Origin of the sequence: Companilactobacillus pabuli, assembly GCF_014058425.1 — a bacterium.
Taxonomy (GTDB): Bacteria; Bacillota; Bacilli; order Lactobacillales; family Lactobacillaceae; genus Companilactobacillus; species Companilactobacillus pabuli.
Genome location: NZ_CP049366.1, coordinates 496,031 through 522,183, shown reverse-complemented (window position 1 = coordinate 522,183; position 26,153 = coordinate 496,031). Strand labels below are relative to the sequence as shown.

General features: G+C 36.5%; 21 protein-coding genes. 6 read left to right on the top strand and 15 right to left on the bottom strand.

What is annotated here, in order from left to right:
* Both mdcA and G6534_RS02430 read right to left on the bottom strand, forming a co-directional pair.
* On the bottom strand, window positions 1-1,641 hold the full coding sequence (gene mdcA, locus G6534_RS02435; protein ID WP_059074830.1) for a malonate decarboxylase subunit alpha: 1,641 nt from the start codon (window positions 1,639-1,641) through the stop codon (window positions 1-3).
* A 3-nt stretch (window positions 1,642-1,644) separates the two neighbouring features.
* Window positions 1,645-2,538 (bottom strand): ACP S-malonyltransferase, encoded by an 894-nt coding sequence (locus tag G6534_RS02430; RefSeq protein ID WP_268751002.1) that lies wholly within the window; start codon window positions 2,536-2,538, stop codon window positions 1,645-1,647.
* 141 nt (window positions 2,539-2,679) lie between these two features.
* Between G6534_RS02430 and G6534_RS02425 the strand changes: the two genes are divergently transcribed.
* The 6 genes from G6534_RS02425 (at window position 2,680) to G6534_RS02400 (ending at window position 9,517) form a co-directional block, all read left to right on the top strand.
* Window positions 2,680-3,555 carry a LysR family transcriptional regulator gene (locus G6534_RS02425; protein WP_182083107.1) on the top strand — a complete coding sequence of 292 codons (876 nt, stop codon included), beginning with the start codon at window positions 2,680-2,682 and terminating at the stop codon, window positions 3,553-3,555.
* An 82-nt stretch (window positions 3,556-3,637) separates the two neighbouring features.
* Complete coding sequence (locus tag G6534_RS02420; RefSeq protein WP_182083106.1) at window positions 3,638-4,762, top strand: acyltransferase family protein; 1,125 nt, start codon at window positions 3,638-3,640, stop codon at window positions 4,760-4,762.
* Between the two features lie 101 nt (window positions 4,763-4,863).
* Window positions 4,864-5,451: an ATP-dependent Clp endopeptidase proteolytic subunit ClpP gene (gene clpP / locus G6534_RS02415; protein WP_010020500.1), complete on the top strand. Its 588-nt coding sequence runs from the start codon at window positions 4,864-4,866 to the stop codon at window positions 5,449-5,451.
* A 101-nt stretch (window positions 5,452-5,552) separates the two neighbouring features.
* The gene (locus tag G6534_RS02410) at window positions 5,553-6,203 is read left to right on the top strand and encodes a DNA-3-methyladenine glycosylase family protein (RefSeq protein ID WP_182083105.1); all 651 of its coding nucleotides are present in this window, start codon (window positions 5,553-5,555) and stop codon (window positions 6,201-6,203) included.
* Between the two features lie 98 nt (window positions 6,204-6,301).
* Complete coding sequence (locus G6534_RS02405) at window positions 6,302-7,693, top strand: DHA2 family efflux MFS transporter permease subunit (RefSeq protein WP_059074827.1); 1,392 nt, start codon at window positions 6,302-6,304, stop codon at window positions 7,691-7,693.
* 96 nt (window positions 7,694-7,789) lie between these two features.
* Window positions 7,790-9,517 carry a hypothetical protein gene (locus G6534_RS02400; protein WP_059074826.1) on the top strand — a complete coding sequence of 576 codons (1,728 nt, stop codon included), beginning with the start codon at window positions 7,790-7,792 and terminating at the stop codon, window positions 9,515-9,517.
* 426 nt (window positions 9,518-9,943) lie between these two features.
* On the opposite strand, the gene whiA is transcribed toward G6534_RS02400, so the two are convergent.
* The 13 genes from whiA to G6534_RS02335 form a co-directional block, all read right to left on the bottom strand.
* Entirely contained in the window at window positions 9,944-10,879 is a 936-nt protein-coding gene (gene whiA, locus G6534_RS02395; protein ID WP_059074027.1) for a DNA-binding protein WhiA, read from the bottom strand.
* Entirely contained in the window at window positions 10,879-11,913 is a 1,035-nt protein-coding gene (locus tag G6534_RS02390) for a gluconeogenesis factor YvcK family protein (RefSeq protein WP_059074028.1), read from the bottom strand. Before G6534_RS02390 ends, whiA begins: the two co-directional genes overlap by 1 nt.
* Window positions 11,900-12,817 carry an RNase adapter RapZ gene (rapZ, locus tag G6534_RS02385; protein WP_059074029.1) on the bottom strand — a complete coding sequence of 306 codons (918 nt, stop codon included), beginning with the start codon at window positions 12,815-12,817 and terminating at the stop codon, window positions 11,900-11,902. Before rapZ ends, G6534_RS02390 begins: the two co-directional genes overlap by 14 nt.
* A gap of 141 nt (window positions 12,818-12,958) precedes the next feature.
* The gene (gene uvrA / locus G6534_RS02380; protein WP_059074030.1) at window positions 12,959-15,808 is read right to left on the bottom strand and encodes an excinuclease ABC subunit UvrA; all 2,850 of its coding nucleotides are present in this window, start codon (window positions 15,806-15,808) and stop codon (window positions 12,959-12,961) included.
* 5 nt (window positions 15,809-15,813) lie between these two features.
* Window positions 15,814-17,820, bottom strand: a complete 2,007-nt coding sequence (uvrB, locus tag G6534_RS02375; protein WP_059074031.1) for an excinuclease ABC subunit UvrB — start codon at window positions 17,818-17,820, stop codon at window positions 15,814-15,816.
* A 125-nt stretch (window positions 17,821-17,945) separates the two neighbouring features.
* On the bottom strand, window positions 17,946-19,187 hold the full coding sequence (locus G6534_RS02370; RefSeq protein WP_059074032.1) for an MFS transporter: 1,242 nt from the start codon (window positions 19,185-19,187) through the stop codon (window positions 17,946-17,948).
* 14 nt (window positions 19,188-19,201) lie between these two features.
* Window positions 19,202-20,494, bottom strand: a complete 1,293-nt coding sequence (locus G6534_RS02365) for an alkaline phosphatase family protein (protein ID WP_059074033.1) — start codon at window positions 20,492-20,494, stop codon at window positions 19,202-19,204.
* Window positions 20,495-20,620: 126 nt separating this feature from the next.
* Window positions 20,621-22,339, bottom strand: coding sequence for a phospho-sugar mutase (locus tag G6534_RS02360; RefSeq protein ID WP_059074034.1), 1,719 nt, complete (start codon window positions 22,337-22,339; stop codon window positions 20,621-20,623).
* Window positions 22,340-22,471: 132 nt separating this feature from the next.
* On the bottom strand, window positions 22,472-22,726 hold the full coding sequence (locus G6534_RS02355) for a helix-turn-helix domain-containing protein (RefSeq protein WP_057814034.1): 255 nt from the start codon (window positions 22,724-22,726) through the stop codon (window positions 22,472-22,474).
* Between the two features lie 185 nt (window positions 22,727-22,911).
* Entirely contained in the window at window positions 22,912-23,853 is a 942-nt protein-coding gene (trxB, locus tag G6534_RS02350; RefSeq protein WP_182083104.1) for a thioredoxin-disulfide reductase, read from the bottom strand.
* Window positions 23,854-23,918: 65 nt separating this feature from the next.
* Window positions 23,919-24,734, bottom strand: coding sequence for a prolipoprotein diacylglyceryl transferase (lgt, locus tag G6534_RS02345; protein WP_059074037.1), 816 nt, complete (start codon window positions 24,732-24,734; stop codon window positions 23,919-23,921).
* Complete coding sequence (gene hprK / locus G6534_RS02340) at window positions 24,734-25,693, bottom strand: HPr(Ser) kinase/phosphatase (protein WP_057814028.1); 960 nt, start codon at window positions 25,691-25,693, stop codon at window positions 24,734-24,736. Before hprK ends, lgt begins: the two co-directional genes overlap by 1 nt.
* A 66-nt stretch (window positions 25,694-25,759) precedes the next feature.
* Entirely contained in the window at window positions 25,760-26,125 is a 366-nt protein-coding gene (locus tag G6534_RS02335) for a phage holin family protein (protein ID WP_057814026.1), read from the bottom strand.
* Between the last annotated feature and the right edge of the window lie 28 nt (window positions 26,126-26,153).

Genomic DNA, 26,153 nt, shown 5'->3' with positions numbered 1-26,153 from the left:
TTATGACCAACTTCTGAATTTTGCGGGTGGATTGTAAAGTCCATCAGACCATTTAACTAGATCATCCATGTTTTGAGCTGCAAGAAGTGATCTCTTAGCTTGACCACGTTGAACACCTAAGTCTTCAGGAAGAGCTACGATACCACGACGACGAAGATCAGCTAATTGCTTAGGATTACTTCTCAAGCCAACTGGTGTAACACCGGCGATAGCTTCAATAGCAGCTTGTCTTTCGGCCATACTGTCAGTCTTGTAAAGATAAGCGATACCTTCTTCAGTTACGATGTGAGTTGTATCTTCGCTATAAATCATAATTGGAACATTAGCTAATTTGGCTTCTTTTTGAACTTCTTCAGCATCCAAATGATCAACAAAGACAGGTTTCTTATTTGAACCGAAAGTTTCAACCATTTGAACAACTAATTTTTGACCTTTACCTAGTGGATCATCATCGGGACGAAGACTTTGCCAAGCTGGTGTTGAGTGACGACGTCCATGTGGATTACTACCCATATTAGGAGCTCCACCAAATCCAGATAAACGACCATTAGTAACTGTTGATGAGTTACCGTATTTATCGATTTGAAGTGTTGAACCAACGAACATATCCAAAGCATATTGACCAGCCATTTGACCAAAGGCACGGTTTGAACGCATTGTTCCATCTTTACCGACGAAGAAAATGTCAGGACGATGAGCAATGTAATTTTCCATTCCGACTTCTCCACCGAAACTGTGGATAGTTTTGACCCAGCCACTTTCAATAGCAGGGATCAAAGTAGGTGTAGGGTTAACTTCCCAATTAGGAACAATCTTACCTTTTAGTCCAAGTTGTTCACCATAAGTAGGTAGTAACAATTCGATAGCGGCAGTATTAAAACCAACACCATGGTTAACTGTTTGGACATTGTGTTTTTCATAAATACCACGAATAGCCATCATACCCATTAAGATTTGTAATTCAGTAACATTTTGAGGGTCACGTGTAAATAATGGTTCCAATTGATAAGGTTCATCAGCAGGAACAACGATGTCGACCCAATCACCAGGAATATCAACACGAGGAACTTTGTCAACGACTTCGTTAGCTTGAACGATTACGATACCATCCTTGAAAGCAGCAGCTTCAACAATAGCTGGTGTTTCTTCAGTATTTGCGCCTGTGTAAAGATTACCGTCGTGGTCTACTTTATCAGCAGCTACTAAAACGACATTTGGAATCAAGTCAACATATAGACGAGCGTACAATTCAAGATAAGTATGAATATCGCCGACTTCCATTGTTCCATCAGCAATCATTTGAGAAATTCTTGTACTTTGAGGTCCCGCAAATGAGAAATCCAGTTTCTTAGCGATACCTGTTTCAAAAATATCCAAATGTTCTGGACGTGACACACTGGACATGATCATGTGTAGGTCATGAACCTTTTGTGGGTCAACTGAAGCTAAAACTTTTGACAAGAAACTAGCTTGCTTTTGGTTATCCCCTTCCAAAACGACCTTGTCGCCTGGTTTAATAACACTTTCTAATAATTCTTTAGCATTTTGAGTTTTAACAAATTTGCCATCGAGCATTGATGCAATACTGTCTAATTTGGCAGCTTTGGCATCACGATTTTGAGTCCAACTTCTTTTAGCCATCAATTATCCTCTTTTCCATTTTTCTAACAAAAATTGAATATCATCAAGGCTCATATTATCCATGGTGATAGTTCGAAAATCTGGGAACTTACTTTTGACTAACTTCGTAAAAGTATGCCCCGGTTTTATTTCTAATGCTGTATCAACACCTAATTCTTTAGCAACATCCATCATGGTATCCCAGTAAACGGGATGAACTAAATTATTGATCATGTCATATTTGACACCGTCAACTTTTCTAATCGCGTGACCATTATAATTTGCTAAATAGATGCTTTGGGGATCGTTCAAAGAAACCTTTGCCAATTCTTTTTCTAGGACATCAGCAACAGATTGCATCAAAGGTGAATGTGATGGAACTGGGACTTTCAATAGAACCGTTTTTTGTGCGTTATTATTTTTAGCCAGTTCCAAGACCTTCTTGATTCCCTTGAGAGAACCAGAAATAACCGTCTGTAATTCTGAATTCTGATTAGAAGTAAAGACTGGTTGAGTTTCGTTATTAACTTGGTCAACCAAATTAGTAACTTCTTTTCTAGTTAAACCAACAATTGCTCCCATTCCATAGCCACTTGGATACGATTCTTGCATCTTTTGCGAACGAATATAAACAATTTTAATTGCGTCGTCTTCACTGATAACGCCACTAGCAACTCCTGCCGCAAAGATACCTAAAGAATGTCCCGCTACTACATCTGGAGTTTGACCGATTTTCTTTAGTTGCCTGATATTAAACAATTGCAAAATCAAAATTCCTAATTGAATCTGAATCGAATCTTGATAAGCCTGTTCATCGTCAGTCAATTCAACACCAGTCAATTCTTTTACTTTCTCAAGCATTGATTCTGGTACGTCTTTTAACATTCCACTTCTCTGACCACCTTGGCCGGGAAAAATCCATAATACAGAAATAATTATCCACCCCCATCAAATCCTTTTTATTGATCTCACAAGTTCAGTATATGAAATGATTGATAACATGTATAATATAGAAAAAGCATAATACTTAACCATTTGGTTATATAAGAGGTGTTAATTTTGAATATCAATCAGCTGAAATACTTCGTCGTCGTTGCTAACCAAGAAAGCATTACCAAGGCTTCCAACATCTTGTACGTTTCTCAGCCAGCTGTCAGTAAGATGATCAAGCAATTAGAGGATGAACTAGAAACTAAATTATTCGATCGAACTGGTCGGACTCTTAAACTCAATCGTTCTGGAAAGCTATTTTATAGTTATGTTAACGATAGCTTGGAAGAACTTGATCGTGGCATCAACGCCGTTAAAGGTGGTCCCGATAAAGTCGAACATCCCATTTCTCTATTAATGGAAGTAGCTTCACCATTTATTCCGGCCATCGTTTCAACTTTTAAACAAAAATTCCCTAACGTTAGATTGAATATTGCTCAACATAACGTTAGGGAAACAGATTTCAAACAGTTTGACTTTATCATTACTACTAAACCATTAGAGGGTTTAACCAACGTACCGGTTCTAAAAGAGGAAATACTCGTTGGCTGGAACATTAATTATGGATATAGTAAACAGTTCGTTAAACCAAAAGATTTAAGAGGTGAAAAAATAATCGGCTTGTCCAAGAATAATCCTTTACGCTTAACAATTGATAACTACTTCAATAAGCGTGATATTACTTTGGATTACATGTACGAAGCTGACGACCCAGCAACCGTTCGGGGTTTGATTGAAGCAGGAATTGGTTTGAGTTTCATCCCTTCAGTTACTTGGCAAACGATTGAGCCACGGGTTCAACTCGCAAGACTTTCTCCTGACCCATTGCAACGGACTATTTATCTCAGTTCTCCTTATGGAGTTCTCAATGGTATCAAGCGCGAAATCAGTAATGAATTAATCATGATTTTCTTAGATTTTCAAAATTTTGAATTAAAAATATAGTTGCATTTTATTCTGAATGCGCTTATATTGAATCTAAGTTTCCTTTTGTTGATCTCACAAATTTACAAGAGGAGTGTTTCACATGAAAATAAAAAAAGACACTACAAGCCCGGCTGACATTGGTGATTACATGAAGGTCTTTGCTTGTACTGCCGTTATGATGCAGACCGTATTGAGTCTAGTTCTTGCAACTAGTCCGACTTATAACTATCAAACACCAATTGGTATTATTTATAACTTAGTTAAGTTCACTGCTCCAGCCTTTATTTTTGGTATCTTGTATACCACGACTAGAACGACTAACCAAAATACCTTGGCTAATTATGGTGGCTATATGAAAAAACAATGGTCTGCTCTTTTTGTACCCACGATTTGGTGGACTCTAGCTTACTTACTGATCATGCCAAATGTTCAACAAATCAACCAATATCACAACGTTGGCTCATTTCTTTGGCATTTTATCAATGGTAATGCCGCACCACATTTGTGGTATAACACGATGATGTTACAATTCATTATTTTAATGCCATTCTTCTGGATGCTAGCCCGCTTTGTCAAAAACAACTCTAAACGTGGAATTTGGACTTTAGTTATCACAGTTGTCTTTTTTGCAGCTTGGATTGGTTTCTATGATTTAGAAGTCTTCCATGGACCTCATGAACAAAGTTGGTATTTACTCGATCGAATTTTTATTAGTTTTGTTATTTACGGAATCTTTGGAGTTCTATCGTGGATGTTTAGAGACAAACTAGAAAAGTTTTTAAAGAAGTCTTTTCCTATTTTAGTAATTCTCTTCGTAGTTGTCTTTTACTGGACTAATAAAGAGCTCTTTAATTTCGGTTATCCTGTCAGTTTAGCTAATGCACCTTATTACAAACCTTCGATGACCTTATACGCCTTATTAGTTATCGGATTGGTCGCAACTTTGGCTATCAGACATATCAATACTAATTCCAAAGCTCTACCAGTATTCCATTTTCTAGCAACTTATGCTTACCGTGCTTACTTGTCTAACGTCTTCTGGCTACAAATCATTTGGCGTTTAGGTGGTAAAAATTTAGTAGATGTTAATCCTATCTTAGCCATTATTGTTTGCTATTTATTAACCTGGATACTATCATTTGCTTCTGCATATACATTTCATATCATTTGGTCAAAAATCAAAGATTCTTTACCAAGAAAACGTGTTCAAGAGTCAACTGAATAAATATTTTTATTTATCAAGCTTAGTTTGTTGACCCGATACACATTGTATGCTAAATTAGCACTGTGCTATTAAGAGTGCTAATTAAAAACAGGAGGCATTTTATGTTAGTTCCTACAGTTATTGAACAAAGTTCACGTGGCGAACGTGCCTATGATATTTACTCAAGATTATTAAAAGACAGAATCATCATGTTATCTGGTGAAGTTAACAGTCAAATGGCAAACACTGTCATTGCTGAACTACTTTTCCTTGATGCTCAAGATTCAGACAAGGATATTTCCATGTACATCAACTCACCTGGTGGTTCAGTTACCGACGGATTAGCTATCATGGATACTATGAATTTCGTTAAATCTGATGTTCAAACAATCGCAACTGGTTTAGCTGCCTCAATGGGTAGTGTCTTGTTGTCATCAGGTACAAAAGGCAAACGTTTTGCCCTACCAAATTCAACTGTCCTCATTCACCAACCATTAGGTGGTGCTCAAGGTCAACAAACAGAGATTGAAATTGCTGCCCAAGAAATCTTGAAGACAAGAAAGAGATTAAATCACATTTTGGCTGACAACTCAGGTCAAACATTTGAAAAACTTCAAAAGGATACTGATCGTGATAACTACATGACAGCCCAAGAAGCTAAAGACTATGGTTTGATTGATGAAATCATGACAAACAAAGCTGACAAATAATCTTTTATAAAAATCTTCCTTTATCCGTTTTGGATAAGGGAAGATTTTTTTGCTTCAATGCGTTTATTCCCTCTTATAATTAAACTGATTTGGAGGTAAAAATGACTATCTTAAAACATTTAGATCAAAATTCTCCTGCAGTTCAATATTTGATTCAAAAAGATAAACACCTCGCTAAAGTCATTCAAATGGTGGGTCCAATAAATTACCAATTACAAACTGATGCCTACGCCTTTTTAGTCAGCCAAATCATTGAACAAATGCTTTCAAAAAAAGTCGCCAAAGTTTTGACTGCTCGTTTAACAAATGAATGTGCTGGAAAGATTTGCCCAACCACCATTCAATACTTGTCTGATGAACAACTATTAAGTATTGGTATCTCACACTCTAAAGTTCACTACATTCAAAATTTAACGGAAGCAATTTTAACAAATAAAATAAACTTCTCAGATTATTTGCAAATGTCAGATACACAAGTTATCGACAGCTTAACCACAGTCAAGGGTATCGGTATTTGGTCAGCAAAGATGTTCCTGATTTTTTCATTAAATCGACCAGATATTTTACCTTTTGAGGATGTCGCTTTTTTACAAAGTTACAGTTGGGTTTATAAAACTCATAATTTCAAAAAAACAGCTGTCGAGAAAAAATGTTACAAGTGGCATCCCTATGCATCTATCGCTAGTAGGTATATGTATCAAGCAAAAAATCTAGGCTTAACTAAAAATACTTTTCATTTATACAAAAAATAGCCCTGAAAGCGCTGTATTACGGGCATTGTGTTGGACAGCTTTTTTTATTTAGACTATCCTTTATTTGGTATTAGATTTTACAAAGAAGGGATATTTTTATGAATAAGGGTGAAATTCAAAATAGCCTAGCTCGGAAGTTATTCATCATAACTTTGCTATCAGGAACTTTCACAATGTCGATCAGTCAGTCATCACTTTCAACTGCTTATCCAACATTGATGAAATTCTTCGGTGTCACGGCACCAACGATTCAATGGTTAACAACTGGTTTTATGTTGATCATGTGTATCATGATGCCTATCAGTCCTTGGCTATTAAATAATTTTTCATTTAAGAAAATCTTTTTAAGCGTGGTCGGAATTTTTGCGCTAGGTACATTGATCATTATTACAGCTCAAAACTTTCCGATGGCTATGCTTGGTAGAGCTTTAGAAGCTATTGGTGTTGGAGTCTTGTTTCCATCGTTTCAATCAGTTTTATTGACCATCACACCTGAAAACAAACGTGGTTCAACTATGGGGTACGCAGGTTTGGTCATGGGATCTGCTTTAGCCAGTGGTCCAATTATTTCCGGTATTGTTTTAAACTTTTTGAAATGGCAAGGATTATTCGTCATCTTCTTGCTGATTATGATTGTTATCTTTATTAGCGGACTATTTTGTATTAAAGACGTTATGCCTCGTCATAAGGCTAGTTTGGATTTAATTTCAACTATTTATTTGCTTGGTTTGATTGGCTTGCTATATGTTGTCAACCAAGCTGGAGCTACGAAGAGTTTTAGTACTAATTTAATAATTCTTCTAGTAATCAGTATTATTTTGACTGGTCTCTTCATTCACCGTCAATTGACTAAAAAAGAACCACTACTCGATTTGAAAGTTATGAAAAACTTCAATTTTGATTTGGCTGTTCTTTTAACTGGTTTTTCATATATTTCATTGATTGTTGTCACAATTATTTATCCACTTTATTATCAAAACGTTTTGCACGTTTCAGTTTTGAAATCAGGTTTAGCACTAGTTCCACCAGCTATCGTCTTGAGTATTTTGAATCCATTGACTGGTAAATTAGCTGATAAAATTGATTTCAAAGCTACTTTAATTAGTGGTATGTCAATGATTGTCGTTGGTTGGTTCTTGTTGTTCGTACTTCACTTCAAGTTAAGTATGTTCCCAATGATTTTGATTGCCATTTTAATTGAAGGTGGAAATGCCTTCGTTATGATGCCTGCAACCACACTTGGTGGTAATTCCTTACCGGAAGATTTGATTCCCCATGGAACAGCTATCATTACAACAGTACGTCAATTATTAGGATCTCTTGGTGTTAGTTTAGCTACTTTGATCTTAGTAATCACTAATGAAAACCACCACTTACCTGCTAACAACGGTTTAATTGGTTATCAAAGAGTCTTCGCTTTCTTCTTCGCAATGGCAATTCTTGGATTTATCTTTGCCCTTTTGATCAAGAACAAGAAGACTGATAAATAATAATTTAGTTCATGACTTTGGTCGTGAGCTATTTTTTTGTTTTCAATAATTGAAGTATAATTAAGGTCTGGATTATTTATTTATAGGAGAAATATTTTGGACTCAAAAAATAACTCACACAAGCAAACTATCTTTATTGCATTATTCTTTTTTATCATTTTATTAGTTTGGACTATTTGGCAATTTCATTTTAATTATATGATTTCGCTCTACGATACTTTTTTCCATTCAGAGCGAATCTATGAAATTAGACTAGCCTTCCAACAACATCAATTGCCTAGTTGGGTCAATTTCAATAGTTTCTTTAATACTGGTCAGGCCATCAATGGAATGTATCCGGACATTACTTTATGGCCGTTTGTCTTTTTGACTAACTTCTTAACGCCGATTCATCAGATCATTGCCATTAAAGCTCTTATTGCTGGACTCGGATTTATTGTGACCTTCTTGTCCGTAAATAAACGTTTCGACAGCCGTAACGCCGTTTTAGCAGCAACAATTTTTACACTCTCAGGTTCAGTCTTAAAAGACCTTGTCAATGAAATGCAGACGGGTACTGCTTTAGTGATGATTTTTGCCTTTCCAATCTTTTTTACGCTCAAAGAAGCCATTGAAAGTGAAAAAATCGATCCACCTTTGATCATTAAAACTGCTCTATTGATGTTTTGGGTCATCGGTTCACACCTACTCAGTGCCGTTGTTATTACGATAGTGACAGGGATATTTTTGATTATTAACACTATTATCAAGAAAAATTATTTAGCTTGGCTCAATTTGATTATTGCAGCCGGACTCACTATTATCCTCTGTGCGCCAATTTTATATCGACTAATGAAAATCACGCAGACTGGATTATTGTCACCGTTTGGATTAGGACACGTCGACAGTCTCAGTCTTTGGAAAATTTTTTGGACTTCACGTTGGAACACTAAATCGACGATTTCTTGGCTTTCAATAATTTTATTGTTGATCGTAATTTTCAAATTCAATCGCCAAAAATTAAGACAATTACTACCTTGGATCAGTGTCGAAGTAGTTTTGATCTTACTTTCTAGCAATATCGTTCCTTGGAACTTATTAGGAAAATTACCGATTATCAATAACTTCCAAAACGCCGCCTGGCGCTTCGCTCCCTTTTTAGGAGTCGTACCGATAATTTTGATACTAATTAATTTCAGTTCCAAGACAGCTCGTAAAATCTTTTTTGGAGTAACGATTTTATCTTATCTGATGGCTGGCTATACTGGCTTTCTGGCTCAATATCATAAAACGGCCAAACTACCAGTCATTACGCAAAATTCCACCACCCCAACTGGTTTGAACGGCTATGCCAAAATAACTTCTAGTGGTATTACTAGCGATACACTTTCACGGACCTTGATTCCTGACTACGCCCCTAATTCAGTCCCACTTGCTAAAGGCACTAACGGACTAAGTCTAGATTCCCAAATCACTTACTTAATAAATGGTCATCTGGGAGTAACAAAAGATCGTGATATTCCGCTACAACATAACAGCACTAATGTTAATTCAATCACCTTAACTGCTGACAATGTTCCTAAAGGAAAAATAACTCTGCCAGTTTATGGCTATAATTCATTGATCTATCAAATAAGATTGAATGGACAAAGAGTTAAAGCTAGTCGTAGTTCTGAAGGTTTCATAACTATTCATTCCAATAAAAATCTTCAACAAGCAACCTATCAAATTACGCAAATTCAACCAAAAATGTATCGACCTCTACTTTGGATGTCGACAGTCTTATTAATAGTTTTAATAGGTTTGTTAATCATTCCCAAGATAAAGAAAGCTAGACAACTGTAAAAAGGCTCTTTCTTAAGTTAGGTTACCGTTAGATGTCATCGTCCTTTGTGGATACTGAAACGTACTGGGTACAACTACTGACTGAATAACATCATTTATCGTTTATTTTAAATAATTCAAAGTCAAAAATAGCATCTATTCAAATACAGCCAATTAACGGCTGCCATTATTTGAATAGATGCTTATTTGTTTGATTCCATAAAAATATGAAACAACTTTCTAGTCCGGAATGGCAAAGAAAATTGGCTCAGTAGTGAAATTATTCTTAGCAACTTGTTGCTTAGAATAAGGTCGAGTTTTGAGATTTTGCGCACTTGGTTTATGCAAAAGCTCAAAATCGTGCCCACTACGTTCCAGCCAAATTTTCTTTGCTATGGAGGACGGAATCCTAAACTAACCTAACTTAAGAAAGAACCGTAAATTTTTTTAAACCTTATCTGTTTCTGCTAATTGATTCAACTTACGTAAACGATGATTGATTCCAGATTTTGAAATTGGACCACTTGGTACCATATCGCCCAATTCTTTTAGTGAAACTTCTGGATTCTCTAGTCTCAAGACCGCAATTTCACGTAATTTATCAGGTAAATTGTCTAAACCAACTGTCGCTTGCAAATGCTTGATATTTTCAACTTGACGTTCAGCTGCTGCTACGGTCTTGTTGATATTGGCATTTTCGCAATTAACTAACCGGTTGACTGAATTTCTCATATCACGCACGATTCGAATATCTTCAAATTTCAACATTGAATTCGTAGCACCAATCAATTGTAAGAAATCCGCAATTTTTTCTGCTTCCTTCAAATAAACGATATAGCCGTTACGACGTTTGGTAGTTCTAGCATTCAGATGAAAATAATTCATCATTTGCACAATACCTTCGTTGTGCATTTCATACAATGAATAAATCTCCAAATGGTATCTAGAAGTTTCCGGATTATTGACACTTCCAGTTGCTAAGAAAGCTCCACGCAAATATGAACGCATTCGTTGATCTTCATTGATAACTTCCAACGGTACATTAGTATTGATAGACAAACCAGATTCATCTAAGATATCCAAATCTGTCAAAATTTTATTAGTATCTTGGTTGATCCGTACTAAATACTGATTATTTTTCTTTAACTTCATCTTTTTACGCACTAACAATTCTGATTCAATGCCATACTTTTGCTTGACCAATGAAAAAATTCTTCTGGCAATTGCGGCGTTTTCAGTTTGTGCGGTTAAGACGAAATGATGGTTTTGCAAACTCAAAGAACCGTTCATTCTCAACAACGCCGACAACTCTACTCGAGCGTGTTCGGGATGAACGACTAATTTTGTGAGCTCTTGTTTAACTTCACTAGCGTATGAAACCACTAACGTCTCACCTCATTTTTCCTATTTCCTGATTGCAACGAGAGATTGATAATTTCTCTAGCAACCTTTTCTCCATCGTGGAAAGCTCCCTTATCATGCAACGATAAGAAATCATCTTGAATAACTTTGCAGCCCATTTTTCTCAAGCCATCAAAGTCAGTTTCCACTTGGTTGACGTATTCATCATACTTTTTATGATCCATATAACCGTCAGGAATTTTACGCGTATTGACTAAAACTGTATCGATAAAATTCCCACCTAAATGACGATTCAATACTTTTACGTGATCCGCATCAGTAAAGCCTTCTGTTTCACCGATTTGGGTCATAATGTTACAAATATATACAATTTCGGCTGAAGTTTGTTTAACAGCTTCACCAATTTTTTTAATCATTAAATTAGGCAAAATACTAGTAAATAAACTACCAGGCCCTAAGACGACTACATCGGCTTGCATAATAGAAGCAATAACTGGAAGCACTGATTTAGGTTCTTGATCAGGATTATCTGAATCAGTGACCCAAACTCGTTTTACATGCTTACCAGAATGCGTTATCTCATGCTCTCCTGACAAAGTCGTTCCATCAGTAAATTCTGCATTCAGCGTTAATTTCGTGTTGCTGGCCGGATAAACGTGACCATCAACTTGCATCATTTTAGATAGTTCTTGCACGGCGTCAAAAATATTAGGCGACATTTCTGTTAAAGCAGCAATTATCAGATTTCCAATCGCATGACCAGAGAAGAAATCATCATTGGTCTTGAAACGATATTGGAAAACGTCTAAATCCACTTTAGGCAAATCAGACAAAGATGCTAAAACGTTTCTAATATCCCCAGGAGGGACAACGTTAATATAGTCACGAATGATACCAGATGATCCCCCATCATCGGCTACGGTAACAATCGCAGTAATATTAGCATCCATCTTTCTTAAACTGTTTAAAACAACTGGTAAACCAGTACCCCCACCTATAACTACAACTCTTGGACGGCGTCCCTTAACAACCCGAACTATCCTATTTGTTGCCATGTTCAATTACCTTCTTTTGAGATTTTTCCATGTCACGATGAGTAATGTCTACGTAGTAATCTAATTTCTTTAGATCAGTACCTAAACGTTGAGCAATAGCGACTGAACGATGTTGACCACCAGTACAGCCAATTGCAATCGTCAAACTGGTCTTACCTTCTTTTTCATAGCCAGGAACGATATCTTTTAGTAAACCATAGAATTTGTCATAGAAATTCTTTGTTTCTGCATCATCCATAACATAATCATAAACTGGTTTATCCATCCCGGTTTGAGTCTTTAATTCTTTAATATAGAATGGATTTCTTAAAAATCTAACATCCATCACAATGTCAGCATCAATTGGCAAACCATATTTAAAGCCAAATGACATCACTTCGATGTGAAATGTTGGCACGACAGAACTTTCTTGGAAGTTATCAAAAATTTCTTCTCGTAATTGTCTAGGGGTAAGGTCAGTTGTATCAATCTCAACTGATGCCCGACTCTTGATTTCTGAAAGTAACTCACGTTCCTTTTCGATTCCATCTAATAAACGACCTTCCATAGCCAATGGATGACTACGGCGAGTTTCCTTATAGCGAGAAACCAATTCTTCATTAGATGCATTTAAGAAGAGAATCTTCATATCAACCTTTTGATGTTTCTCTTGTTCGTCTTCGTCCATTTTTGAAAGCATTGAGAAAATTTCATCATAAAATGAACGTGATCTAATATCTACAACTAACGCTACTTTTTTTATCTTACCGGATTCATGAACTAGCTCCCAAAATTTTGGAAGTAAGTTAGGTGGCATATTATCGATACAAAAATATCCTAAATCTTCAAAGGATTGCATCGCAACGGTTTTTCCCGCACCACTCATTCCAGTTACGATAACCAAACTAAGCATATCTTCTGCCATAATGCACCTCACATTCGAATATAAGCATAACACAACAAGCCGGGCGTGTCAGTTTTTAGTACTGAAAAAGCTAATTAAAAAATGACCTCCATAAAATGTGATTAAATTCATTTCATGAAAGTCATTTTTAACTATATTTAATTATTGTGCATCTTTAGTACGTTTAGTATCACGTTCCAAAATTGGTTTCAAATATTGGCCAGTATAACTATCTTTGACCTTAGTAATATCCTCCGGCGTTCCAGCAGCAACGATTTTTCCGCCACCTTCACCACCATCAGGGCCAAGATCAATCAACCAGTCAGCTGACTTAACAACATCCAAATTATGTTCGATAACCAAAACAGTGTTACCTTCATCTACTAAACGTTGTAAAACGCCTAACAAACGCTTGATATCGTCAGTATGCAAACCAGTTGTTGGCTCATCTAAGATATAGAAATTCTTACCGTTAGATTTCTTGTAAAGCTCTGAAGCCAACTTCATTCTTTGAGCTTCACCACCAGACAATTGAGTGGCTGATTGACCTAATGAAACATAGCCTAAACCAACATCTTCAATTGTTTGGAGCTTACGTTTGATCTTAGGGATATTACTAAAGAAGTCCAAAGCTTCTGATACTTTCATATCCAAAATTTGGGCGATGTTCTTCCCCTTATAAGTAACTTCTAGAGTTTCTGAATTGTAACGAGTACCATGACAAACTTCACAAGGTACATAAACATCAGGCAAGAAATTCATTTCAATCTTGATAATTCCGTCACCACGGCAATTCTCGCAGCGACCACCTTTAATATTGAAAGAGAATCTGCCCTTTTTGTATCCACGTAACTTAGCTTCATTAGTTTGAGCAAACAAACCACGGATATCATCAAATACACCCGTATAAGTAGCTGGATTACTTCTTGGTGTTCGACCAATTGGACTTTGATCAATCGCAATTATCTTATCTAAATTCTCATAACCAGTGATTTTCTTATATTTACCAGGTTTTTCAGAATTATGATTCATCTTTTGTGCCAAAGCACGTTTCAAAATCATATTAACTAAAGTAGATTTACCGGAACCAGAAACCCCAGTCACAACGGTAAATTTGCCTAGTGGGAATTTAACGTTTAAGCTTTTCAAATTATTCTCAGCAGCACCGAATACTTCAACGAATTCACCATTACCAGCACGACGTTTCAAAGGTACCGGTATAAACTTCTTACCAGCCAAATATTGACCTGTTAGAGATTTAGGATTTTTCTCAACTTCTTCTGGTGTACCAGCAGCTACGATTTGACCACCATTTTCACCAGCACCTGGACCGACGTCAATCAAGTAATCTGCTGCCCGCATGGTATCTTCATCGTGTTCCACGACTATCAAAGTGTTGCCAAGGTCACGCATTTTCTTCAATGAACTGATCAAACGGTCGTTATCACGTTGATGCAAACCAATTGAAGGTTCATCCAAAATATACATAACGCCGGATAAATTAGAACCAATTTGTGTTGCCAAACGAATTCTTTGTGCTTCACCACCGGATAATGTTCCAGCTGAACGAGAAAGTGTTAAGTACTCCAAACCAACATTAATTAAGAAACTAAGACGATCTTTAACTTCCTTCAAAATTGGTTTAGCAATAACAGTATTTTGTTCACCAAATTTCACTGATTTGAAAAATGGAAGTTCATCTTTGATTGACATATCTGAAGCTTCAGCGATATCTTTACCTTCAATTTTGACCGCCAATGCTTGACGATTCAATCTCTTACCATGACAAACAGGACAAGTTAATTCAGTCATATACTTACGCATAACTTCACGAGTAAAGTCACTGTTAGTTTCATGATAACGACGATTGATATTAGGAATAACGCCCTCAAATGGCACATCGACATCACGAACGCCACCAAAATCATTCTCATAATGGAAGTGGAAGTTCTTGCCATCGGAACCGTACAAAATGGTATTTTGATCCTTTTGTGGCAAGTCTTCAAAAGGTGTATCCATATCAATTTTGAATTCTTTACATGCTTGAGCTAACATTTCTGGATAATATTGTGAACTAATTGGATTCCAAGGAACAATAGCTCCATCATTCAAAGTCTTGCTTTGATCAGGAATAACTAAGTCCAAATCGACCTCTAATTTAACTCCTAGTCCATCACAATTATCACAGGCGCCAAAAGGTGCATTGAAAGAGAATAAACGAGGTTCTAGCTCACCAACAGTAAATCCACACAATGGACAAGCATTCTTCTCAGAGAACACCATCATGTCAGAACCAATTACATCAACGTTCATGTAACCATCAGAAAGTCTCAAAGCTGCTTCAACTGAATCGAACAAACGTGATTTAATGTGGTCGTTGATTACGATACGATCAACAACAACATCGATACTATGCTTCTTGTTCTTATCCAATTCGATATCTTCTGCGATATCGCGAGTTTCGCCATCAACTCGAACTCTAACGTAACCTTGTTTCTTAATTTGATTCAAGGCCTTTTTGTGTTGTCCACGCTTTGCACGCACAACTGGTGACAAAATCTGAAGTTTAGTTTTATCACCTAATTTTAAAATAGCATCAACCATCTGTTGGGCTGATTGACTAGTAATTTTGGTCCCATCATTAGGACAAATTGGTGTTCCTACACGAGCCCACAACAAACGAAGGTAATCGTTAATTTCTGTAACGGTACCAACAGTTGAACGAGGGTTTTTGGAAGTAGTTTTTTGGTCAATTGAAATAGCTGGACTCAATCCATCAATTGAATCAACATCCGGTTTATCCATTTGACCTAAAAATTGTCGAGCATACGATGAAAGACTTTCAACGTAACGTCTTTGACCTTCAGCATACAAAGTGTCAAAAGCTAAAGAACTCTTTCCTGAACCTGATAAACCAGTCACAACGACTAATTTATCACGAGGAATCGTCACGTCAACATTTTTCAAATTGTGTGCACGTGCACCATGAATTACAATTTTATCATTTAACATATTAATTACATTTCCGCCTTTAACTCTAAAATCGTGTCACGTAAATTAGCTGCGGCTTCAAAGTCGAGCTTCTTAGCAGCTGACTCCATTTGTTCTTTCAGATTAGCAAGAAGTTCTTTTTGATCCTTCTTACTCATATCCTTAAAGTCGATATCATCGTCAATCTTTTCCGTCTCTGAAGAAGTATTATCAACTTTCTGGAACATGGAAATAGCATCTCTGATTGGCTTAACAATTGTTTTAGGAGTAATACCATGTTCTTCATTGAATTTCTTTTGCAATCTACGACGACGAGCTGTGGCATCAATTGCTCCCCGCATAGAATCAGTAATGGAATCGGCATACATAATAACTTTACCATGTTCATTTCTTGAAGCACGTCCAATAATTTGAACTAACGAACGCTCAGCTCTCAAGAAGCCTTCTTTATCGGCATCGAGAATCGCAATCAAAGAAACTTCCGGCACATCAATTCCTTCACGTAACAAATTAATACCAATCAAGACGTCGAACTTACCTAAACGTAAATCACGAATAATTTTTGACCTTTCCAAAGTTTTAACGTCACTGTGCAAATATCTAACTTTAATACCCAAATCTTTGAAGTAATCAGTTAAATCTTCAGCCATTTTCTTCGTCAAAGTTGTGACAAAAACTCTCTCGTGCTTAGCTACACGATCATTTATTTCTGCTACTAAATCATCGATTTGACCCATAATTGGGCGAACTTCAATCTTAGGATCCAACAGACCAGTTGGACGAATAATTTGTTCAGCTTTATGATCAGTTCTCTCTAGTTCATAAGGACCAGGTGTAGCTGAAACATAAAGAATCCGGTTAACATGTTTCTCAAACTCTTCTAGTTTAAGTGGACGGTTATCCAAAGCACTAGGCAAACGGAAACCATAATCGACTAATTGTTGCTTTCTAGCTCGATCACCATTGTACATCCCACGAATCTGAGGCATAGTAACGTGCGATTCATCAATCATGATATTAAAATCTTTAGGGAAGAAATCAAGCAATGTGAATGGTGGTTCACCTTCTGCACGACCTTCCATGTGACGTGAGTAATTCTCAATTCCAGAAGTATAACCCATTTCACGCATCATTTCGATGTCGTATTCCGTTCTTTGCTTGATACGTTGGGCTTCAAGCAATTTCCCTTCCTTAGTAAATTTAGCCACTTGTTGATCCATTTCGTCTTTGATTCGCTTAAGAGCTTCTTCCATCTTGGAATCACTGATCATAAAGTGAGTTGCAGGGAAAATTCCAATGTGATCCATTTGACCTTTAACTTCACCAGTCAAGGCATCCATTTCAATAATTCGATCAATTTCATCACCAAAAAACTCCACACGAATAGCATTATCGTCACGTGAGGCTGGGAAGATATCCACAACATCGCCACGAACTCTAAATCTACCACGTTGGAAGTCGATGTCGTTTCTTTCAAATTGATTTTCGACTAATTCTTCTAACAATTCATCACGAGCAATTTCTTGACCAACACGTAAAGAAATAATACTGTCAGCGTACTCTCGTGGGTCACCTAATCCAAAGATACAAGATACTGAGGCAACCACAATAACATCATTACGTTCTAGTAATGAGCTAGTTGCCGAGTGACGTAATTTATCAATTTCATCGTTGATACTAGAATCCTTTTCGATATATGTATCACTAGATGGTACATAAGCTTCAGGTTGATAGTAATCATAATAACTGACAAAATATTCCACCGCATTGTGTGGGAAAAACTCTTTCATTTCACCATAAAGTTGACCGGCTAAAGTCTTATTATGAGAAATAATTAACGTTGGTTTATTGAGATTTTTAATAACATTGGCCATTGTAAAAGTCTTACCAGTACCGGTAGCACCTTCCAAAATGACTTCTTTATCGCCTTTTTTAAAATCTTTAGTGATAGTATCAATTGCTTGGCCTTGATCCCCAGCTGGAGAATACTTTGAGACCAAATCAAATTTATTATTAGTAACTCTATCTATCACGCCGTCAGTCCCCCTTTAAGCTAAAAAATACATCTAACTCGCACAAGAATTAGATGTAATTAATGTCAGGCATATTTCGCTGGCTCTATATTACCATAGCGAACATATTTTCGCCATAGATTTACTTATTCCTTTGTCAATCGTGGCAACATCATAAAAATTGCCAAACCAATTAGGAACAATACACTTAATGAAGCTGCTCCAATCGTTGATTTACCAGTAATTTGTGTCACAATACCAACCAAAACTGGTCCTAAAACGGCTGAAAATTTACCTAAAATATTATAAAATCCGAAGAATTCACTACCGGAATCTTTAGGAATCAATTTGCCAAAATATGATCTACTCAAAGCTTGAATACCACCTTGACTAGTCCCTACTAAAACAGCCAAAATCCAAAAGTCCTTTGCTGTTTCTAGTTTTAAGGCATATAAACAAATTCCAAAATACAAAATAATTGCTAATAAAATTCCCTTACGAGCAGAAAAATGATTAGCTATCCAACCATACAAAATGGAGAATGGAAAAGCGACTAATTGGACAACTAACAAAACTAACATCAAAGTCGTCGTCGTAATACCCATATCCATCCCGATTGATGTTGCCATCGTAAAAATCGTATCAACTCCATCAATATAGAAGAAATATGCTACTAAGAACCAAGCAGCAGCTTTGTATTTGCGTAAATGTGTTATAGTTTCCCATACTCGTTTAAAACTCGAAGTAATAGGATGTGGGTTTTCTGGTAAAGAATAAACTTGTTGAACATTTTTTAGCAGTGGAACAAAGAATATTAACCACCAAATTGCCGCCAAGAAGAAACTCCAACGGGCGACGCCATAACTAGACAACATCCCAAAGCCACTCGTCAATTGTAAAACTAAGAACAAAATAAAGGCTAGGACACCACCTAAATAACCATAAGCATAGCCATTTGACGAAAGTGAGTCCATTCGTGAATTATCGGCCACATCGGTCAAGAAACTATCATAAAATAGATTCCCCGCTGAGTATCCAATTATCGACAGGATATACACAGCTAGTAATATTTGCCATTGATTAGGTGGTAATAACGCTAATCCAAATGTCATTAAAATTCCTAAAAATGAAAAGCTAGTCAATAATTTCTTTTTGTGGTGCGGATAATCAGCCAACGCACCTAAAACTGGTGCCAAAATAGAAACTATCAAAGTTCCAAAACTATTGGCATAACCCCAAAATGCCGTCGCATTAGCCTGTGATACTCCTGAATTTTGAGCTACCGATTTGAAATAAACTGGCAAAACTGCTGTGGTAACGATAATTCCATAACCCGAGTTAGCCCAGTCATAAAAAATCCAACTCCATTGTTTTTTATTGAATCTCATAAATTCCCTCAATTCTAATCTTTAAAAATACCCTCGATAGCACTTCCAGCTAATGGTTCAGGGAATTTTAATCCCAACAATTTAGCAAAAGTTGGTGCCTCGTCAACTAATTTAGCACCGTCAATCGTTTGATTTTCTTTGATCATTGGTCCATTAAAGATAATCGTCGTCTTATAGCCTGACTTTTGTGGATCATAACCGTGAACTCCTTGGTAACGATCAGGATGTCCCATCATTTCTGGCATAACTTTTTCCACAACATTTGAACGACTGCCCTCATCAGTGAAATAATAACCAGCTTTAGCTTCAACCATCAACGTGCATTTAGGATCAGCTCCACGAGCAATAGCCTCTTCATTGGAATAAATCCGTTCGACACCTTCTACTCCAGAGATAACTTCTCGCAAACGTTTAATTTGGCTGAAATTCTTCGTATAAATATACGTTGAGCCGTCACAAGTTTTTGCTAACACGGACCAATCTTTTCTAATCGTCTGATCAGGATTACCCGTTAACCAACCACGTTTAGCAAATAATGTATTCAAGTGAATCATCTTATCAACATTAATTTGGTAATGGTCACCTAATATTACGAAATTAGTATCGTCAAAAGTTCCTGCTTCTTTAGTAGCATCGACAATTTGCTTAACGTGTTTATCAAGTCGATGTAAGGCCTGCATTGCCTCATCAGAACGAACGCCATAACGGTGGCGCATACTGTCCATATCTACAAGATGCAAAAGCGTCAAATTAGGTTTCTTATTTTTAATCGTATCGACGGCACAAGCAGTGATAAACTCATCCAATTGTGGTTGTTTGATACCATTACGTAATTTGCCGTATTTTTTGTTCATTTCTAAAATAAATAAAGGCGAACTAGCTTTCAGAGAGACTAAAACTTGGTTAGTCCAAATCCGATTAGGGAAAATTTCTGCCAAATTATAAGTAATTTTGCTGCCTGCAGTTACTGGCCACAAAAAAGCTGCCGTTTTCATTTTATTTTTGTGAGCTAAATCATAAAGTGTTGGTACTTGAATGTCCTTTTGATACCAGTACCAATCTGGGGAACGTCGAGTCGTTTGAATTTTGGTATTATTAACGATCCCATGAACATTCGGATATTGACCAGTAATAATAGTTGTATGCGAAGGATACGTCAAAGTTGGATAAATTCCACTAACTTCTTTGACCCAAGTTCCTCCGTTAACCAGTTTGTTCAGTGTTGGGAGTTCTGATTGATGTTCATTAATATCGTTAAATCCTAATGAATCTAACGAAATAATTACTAAATGTTGATTTGTAGACAATTTGATTTCCCCTTTTCACAAAGTACATGAAAATATTATATCGCAATTGACTAGTGACTGTAACGTGGTAAAAACGACAAAAAAGACCTTATTAGGAATATCAGCATCCTAATAAGGTCTATTTTTTTATTCCCAGCCTTCGATTTCTTTAGCAAATTCGGCTAGTTTCTTAGCGGCACCATCTTCAGTGTCACTCTTAACACCAATGTAGAACTTCATCTTAGGTTCAGTTCCTGATGGTCTAGCGGCAACCCACGTGTCATCAGCTAGAACGTACTTCAAAACGTTGGCCTTTGGTAGACCCGTTTCCTTAGTACCACTGGCAGTGACATCGGTGTTATTCAAGTAGTCAATTGATTCAACTACTTTAACGCCATTGATTGACTCGATACCTTCTTCACGAAGTGTCTTCATGATTTGAGCCATTTTGTCTTTTCCAGAAATACCTTCAAAAGTCTTGGAAATAGTCTTTTCACGATAATAACCAAATTCTTTGTAAAGATCTTCTAGAGCATCATAGATTGTCTTACCTTCTGATTCATAATAAGCAGCTGCTTCAGCCAACAAAAGAGTTGATTGCATAGCATCTTTATCACGAACGAAAGGTTTAACTAGATAACCGTAACTTTCTTCGAATCCAAAGAGGAATTCATGGCTATTAGTCTTTTCAAATTGTTCAATTGTTTCGGCAATATATTTGAATCCTGTCAAAACGTCGAACATCTTAACATCATATTTATTAGCAATTGCTGTAGCCAATTCTGAAGATACAATTGATTTAACAACTGCTCCGTTAGCTGGTAATTCCTTCAAGTCTTTTTTAGCCATCAAAAGATAGTTCAATAGAACTGAAGCAATTTGATTACCAGTCATTAATTTATAAGAACCATCCGGTTGTCTTACTGCGGCTCCTAAACGATCAGCATCAGGATCAGTTGCAATTAAAATATTAGCACCAATCTTTTTACCACGTTCGATAGCCAAATCAAAAGTTTGGGCAAATTCCGGATTAGGGAAAGGAGTTGTCGCAAACTCTGGATCAAGGATGGCTTGTTCTGTTACCATGTTGAAATTCTTAAAACCTAATTTTTGGAAAATTCTTGGAGCAATCATCTTACCTGTTCCGTGAAGTGGTGAGTAAACAAACTTCATCTTGTCACCAATATCTTCAATCAACTTAGGATTTACGATTACTGTTTCAAGATTCTTCATATAATTCAAATCAACGTCTTCACCAATCAAAGTCAACAACTTGTCAGCACGCAATTGAGGTACTGACATAACCTTGATGCTAAAGAGGTCGCTAGCTTTACGAGCAAAACTAGTAATATTGTCAGATTCAGCTGGAGGCATTTGTCCCCCATCTGGACCATAAATTTTGAAACCATTGTATTGCTTAGGATTGTGGCTTGCCGTAATCATAATTCCTGCATAAGTGTGCAAGCTTCTTACAGCAAAAGATAATTCCGGTGTTGGTCTCAAACTATCAAAGACGTAACTGTGAATTCCGTGAACACCCAAAACTTTAGCTGATTCGTAAGCAAAATCTTGTGAATAGTAGCGAGAATCATAACTAATTGCTACACCTTGGGCTTTCACTTTTTCGTCCAAAGTATCCATAAATGATGCTAGTCCTTCAGTAGCTTGACGAACCGTATAAATATTCATGCGGTTGATACCAGGTCCAATCAAACCACGCATACCTGCTGTACCGAACTCCATAGGTTCATAGAAAGCTTCTTCAGCTACTTTTGAGTCATTCTTCATCTCATTGAGCTGTTGTTTCATATCTGGATCTAAATCTTTATAGTCGAGCCATTGTTGCATATTATCTTGCCAAGACATTAAATTCGTCCTCCTAATTTGTAAGTACCTACAGCTATTATAGCAATCCTAAAGTACTATTAAAATTTGATTTACACAACTTTAACAATAAAAATTTAAAAGAGACTTAAAATTGTGCTTCAAATTTACAAATTAGTAAGCTTCACTACTGATGATCCTGTTAATATCCGTATTATAGTATCTAGCTAAAGCAATCAAAGTATCGATATCTGGCATTCTAATACCAGTTTCATAGTGAGATAAGGTTGTGACATCAATATTTAAATGTTGGGCAACTTCCTTTTGAGTAACGTTTTTTTCTCTTCTAAGGATTTTCAAGTTTTTTGCAATATTAAAACCGGATTCATTCATCAAACGATCCATATTATTATTTACTACTTCACGCATAAGAATCACTTCCTATCTTTTTATACACATTATACTATATGTTTAAACATGTACAAAATGGAACCACTTTTAGAAATTTTATTTTTCGAATATTAACCAATCCCTACAGTCCCAAATAACAAAAAAGGGTTATGTAAAAGAGAACAATTCTCTTTTACATAACCCTCAATTTATTTATAAAATGATTACTTAGCCGAAACTTCACTATCAGAAAGTTCTTGAATATAGTTGTAAGCTTGTTGTCCGGCAATTCCACCTTCACCAACAGCGATAGCAACTTGACGCAAGTCTTTCTTTCTAACATCACCGACAGCAAAGATTCCAGGAACCTTTGTTTCCATGTGTTCATTAGTATCGATCCAACCATCTTTATCAAGCACACCTAGGCCCTTGAATGGTTCAGTCATTGGTTTGATACCAACATAGATAAAGGCACCCTTAGCTGGAACGACATGTTCCTCACCAGTCTTTTTGTCAACATAACGTACACCGGAAACCTTTTCGTCTTCACTTGTGATTTCCTTAACATCAGCATTCCAAACGAATTTGATCTTATCATTCTTAAATGCACGATCTTGCAAAATCTTTTGGGCACGTAATTGATCACGACGGTGAATAATTGTTACGGACTTAGCTAATTGTGTTAAATAAATACCTTCTTCAACGGCAGAATCTCCACCACCGATAACGGCAACGTCTTGACCTTTGAAGAATGCACCATCACAGACAGCACAGTAAGAAACTCCACGACCTGATAATTCTTCCTCACCAGGTACGCCAATCTTCTTGTATTGTGAACCAGTGGCAATAATCAAAGCCTTTGTTTCATAATCGCCATCATCTGTATGGATGATTTTAACATTCCCTTTATCTTCAACTGATTCAACAGCACCATAACCAAAGTCAGCTCCAAATTGAGTTGATGATTTATACATCTTTTCACTTAGGTCTGGGCCCAAAATTGAATCAAAGCCAGGATAATTTTCGATTGCAGCGGTGTTGTTCATTTGACCACCATAAATACCACGATCAAGAATCATTACTGACAAATTAGCACGTGAAGCGTATAAAGCAGCTGTTAAACCACCAGGTCCCGCACCAATAACTACTACATCATATGTTTTCATCGTCGAATTACCTCCTATTACTCAACAAATATTACCATTATTTTTCAACTTGGCAATTAAGTTGCTCACAATTCATTGTACCAAGGTTGTTTTTGTCGTTTACGTCGATAAATGAATAAACCGATAGCGACAACGAATAAAACTAATGATAAGACTTGTGAAACTCTAACTCCAGGAAGGATGTACAAACTATCCGTTCGCATCCCTTCGACAAAGAATCGAACAGCTGGATACCAAATTAAGTAGGCTAAAAATACTTCTCCACGCTTAAAGAGGTGCTTTTTATTTCTCAAAACTAAGATCAAAACTAAACCAATCAAATTTCCAACAGATTCATACAAAAATGTTGGTTGACGATAAGCTCCATTGATATACATTTGTTCAATAATAAAATGTGGCAAATGCAATGATTGCAAAAAGTCTAAACTAGTTTTGGCACCAAAAGCCTCTTGATTCATGAAATTACCCCAACGACCAACAATTTGACCAAATAAGACTGATGGTGCTGCAATATCTAACATCAACCAAGGAGAAATATTTCTCTTTTTGCACAAGACTAGTAATACGATAAAAGCAGCGATCAAACCACCATAAATGGCAATTCCACCGTGCCAAATCTTAATAATTTCACTCGGATTGGCCAGATAAAATGGCAATTCAAAAATCACATAATACAATCGAGCACCAACTAAGGCAATCGGTACCCCATACAAGACTAAATCCAAAATATTATCTGGATCGAGATGACGTCTTTTGGCCTCACGCATTGCCATAATGACACCTACTAAAGCGCCTAAGGCAATGATGATTCCATACCAATGTACTTGTAATCCCCCCAGATTAAACGCAATTGGATTCAATGCTAATAGGTTAAAACTCATTACTTACCTTCTCCATCATTTTTTGTTTTGGCTTCATTTTCTTTGATCAATAAGCCTAAATTATCTTCGAATTTCTTAGTGGCATCGTAGCCCATCTTTTTAGCACGATAGTTCATCGCCGCAACTTCAATAATGATAGAAATATTACGACCAACTTTAACTGGTACAGTGATTTGAGGAACATCAACGTCAAAGAAAGTACGCTTATCTTCCAAAGTTCCGATTCGATCGTAATTCTTATCAGCTGACCAATTTTCCAAATTGATGATCAATTGAATTTCACTCTTGGAACGAACAGCACCGGCACCGAAGAGATTCATCACATCGATAATTCCGATACCACGAATTTCTAGCAAGTGATTTAAAATCTTAGGAGCTTCACCAACGATAGTTTTTTCATCACGTTGGTAAACATCGACACGATCGTCAGCAATCAAACGGTGACCTCTCTTAACTAGTTCCAAAGCTGTTTCACTCTTACCAATTCCAGAATGTCCTGTCAATAGGATTCCAATACCATAAACATCGACTAAAACACCGTGGATGGATTCTCTAGGTGCTAATTTTTCATCGAGGTATTCAGTAATCATACTAGAAAGTCTTGTTGTAGGTAAAGTCGAACCAATTACCGGTACGTTGTGTTCCTTAGCCGCTTGCAAAATTTCTTTACTAGGTTGAATATTTCTAGAAATAAGTAGTGCTGGCGTATCTTCACGACACAATTCCAACATAACCTTATAACGGTTGTTGCTTGTCATTGAACGTGAATAAGCCGATTCAGTTTGTCCAAATAATTGAATTCTTTCACTAGGATAATAGTCAAAGTAACCAGTTAACTCAATTCCTGGACGAGAAATATCACTAGTAATAACTTTTTTACCTTCAAGAAGCTCTTCGCCGCTATAAACTTTTAATTCATTATCTTTTACCAATTGTGATACAGTAACAAAATTTGTCATAACCCAGCCTCACTAATTCATGTTTTACCTTAAGTTTATCATTAAATGATACAAAAAAAACGCGTTCTAGACGCGTCTTTGAAAATTGTCTTTCGTATAATTGTTAATAATAGAATAACAAATTGCTAAAATTACTGCTACGACTAATGCCGAACCAAAACCATTAAAATGAAAACTTGCTGATCCTACTAAAACAGAAGTCAGTTCCAAAGTAATAGCATTAATCACAAACGAAAATAATCCGAAAGTGATAAAAGTAATCGGCAATGAAATAATGTGCAACAGTGGCTTAATAGTTCCATTCAGAATTACCAAAACCAAACTTGCTAAAATAGCCGTACCTAAACTATCAATTTGAAACATCCCCGGCAAAACACGCGCAATTGCTAAAAACAACAGCGTTTGAATTACCAGTCTGATTAATAACTTCATTGCATACCCTCATTTAATTAGTATTTAA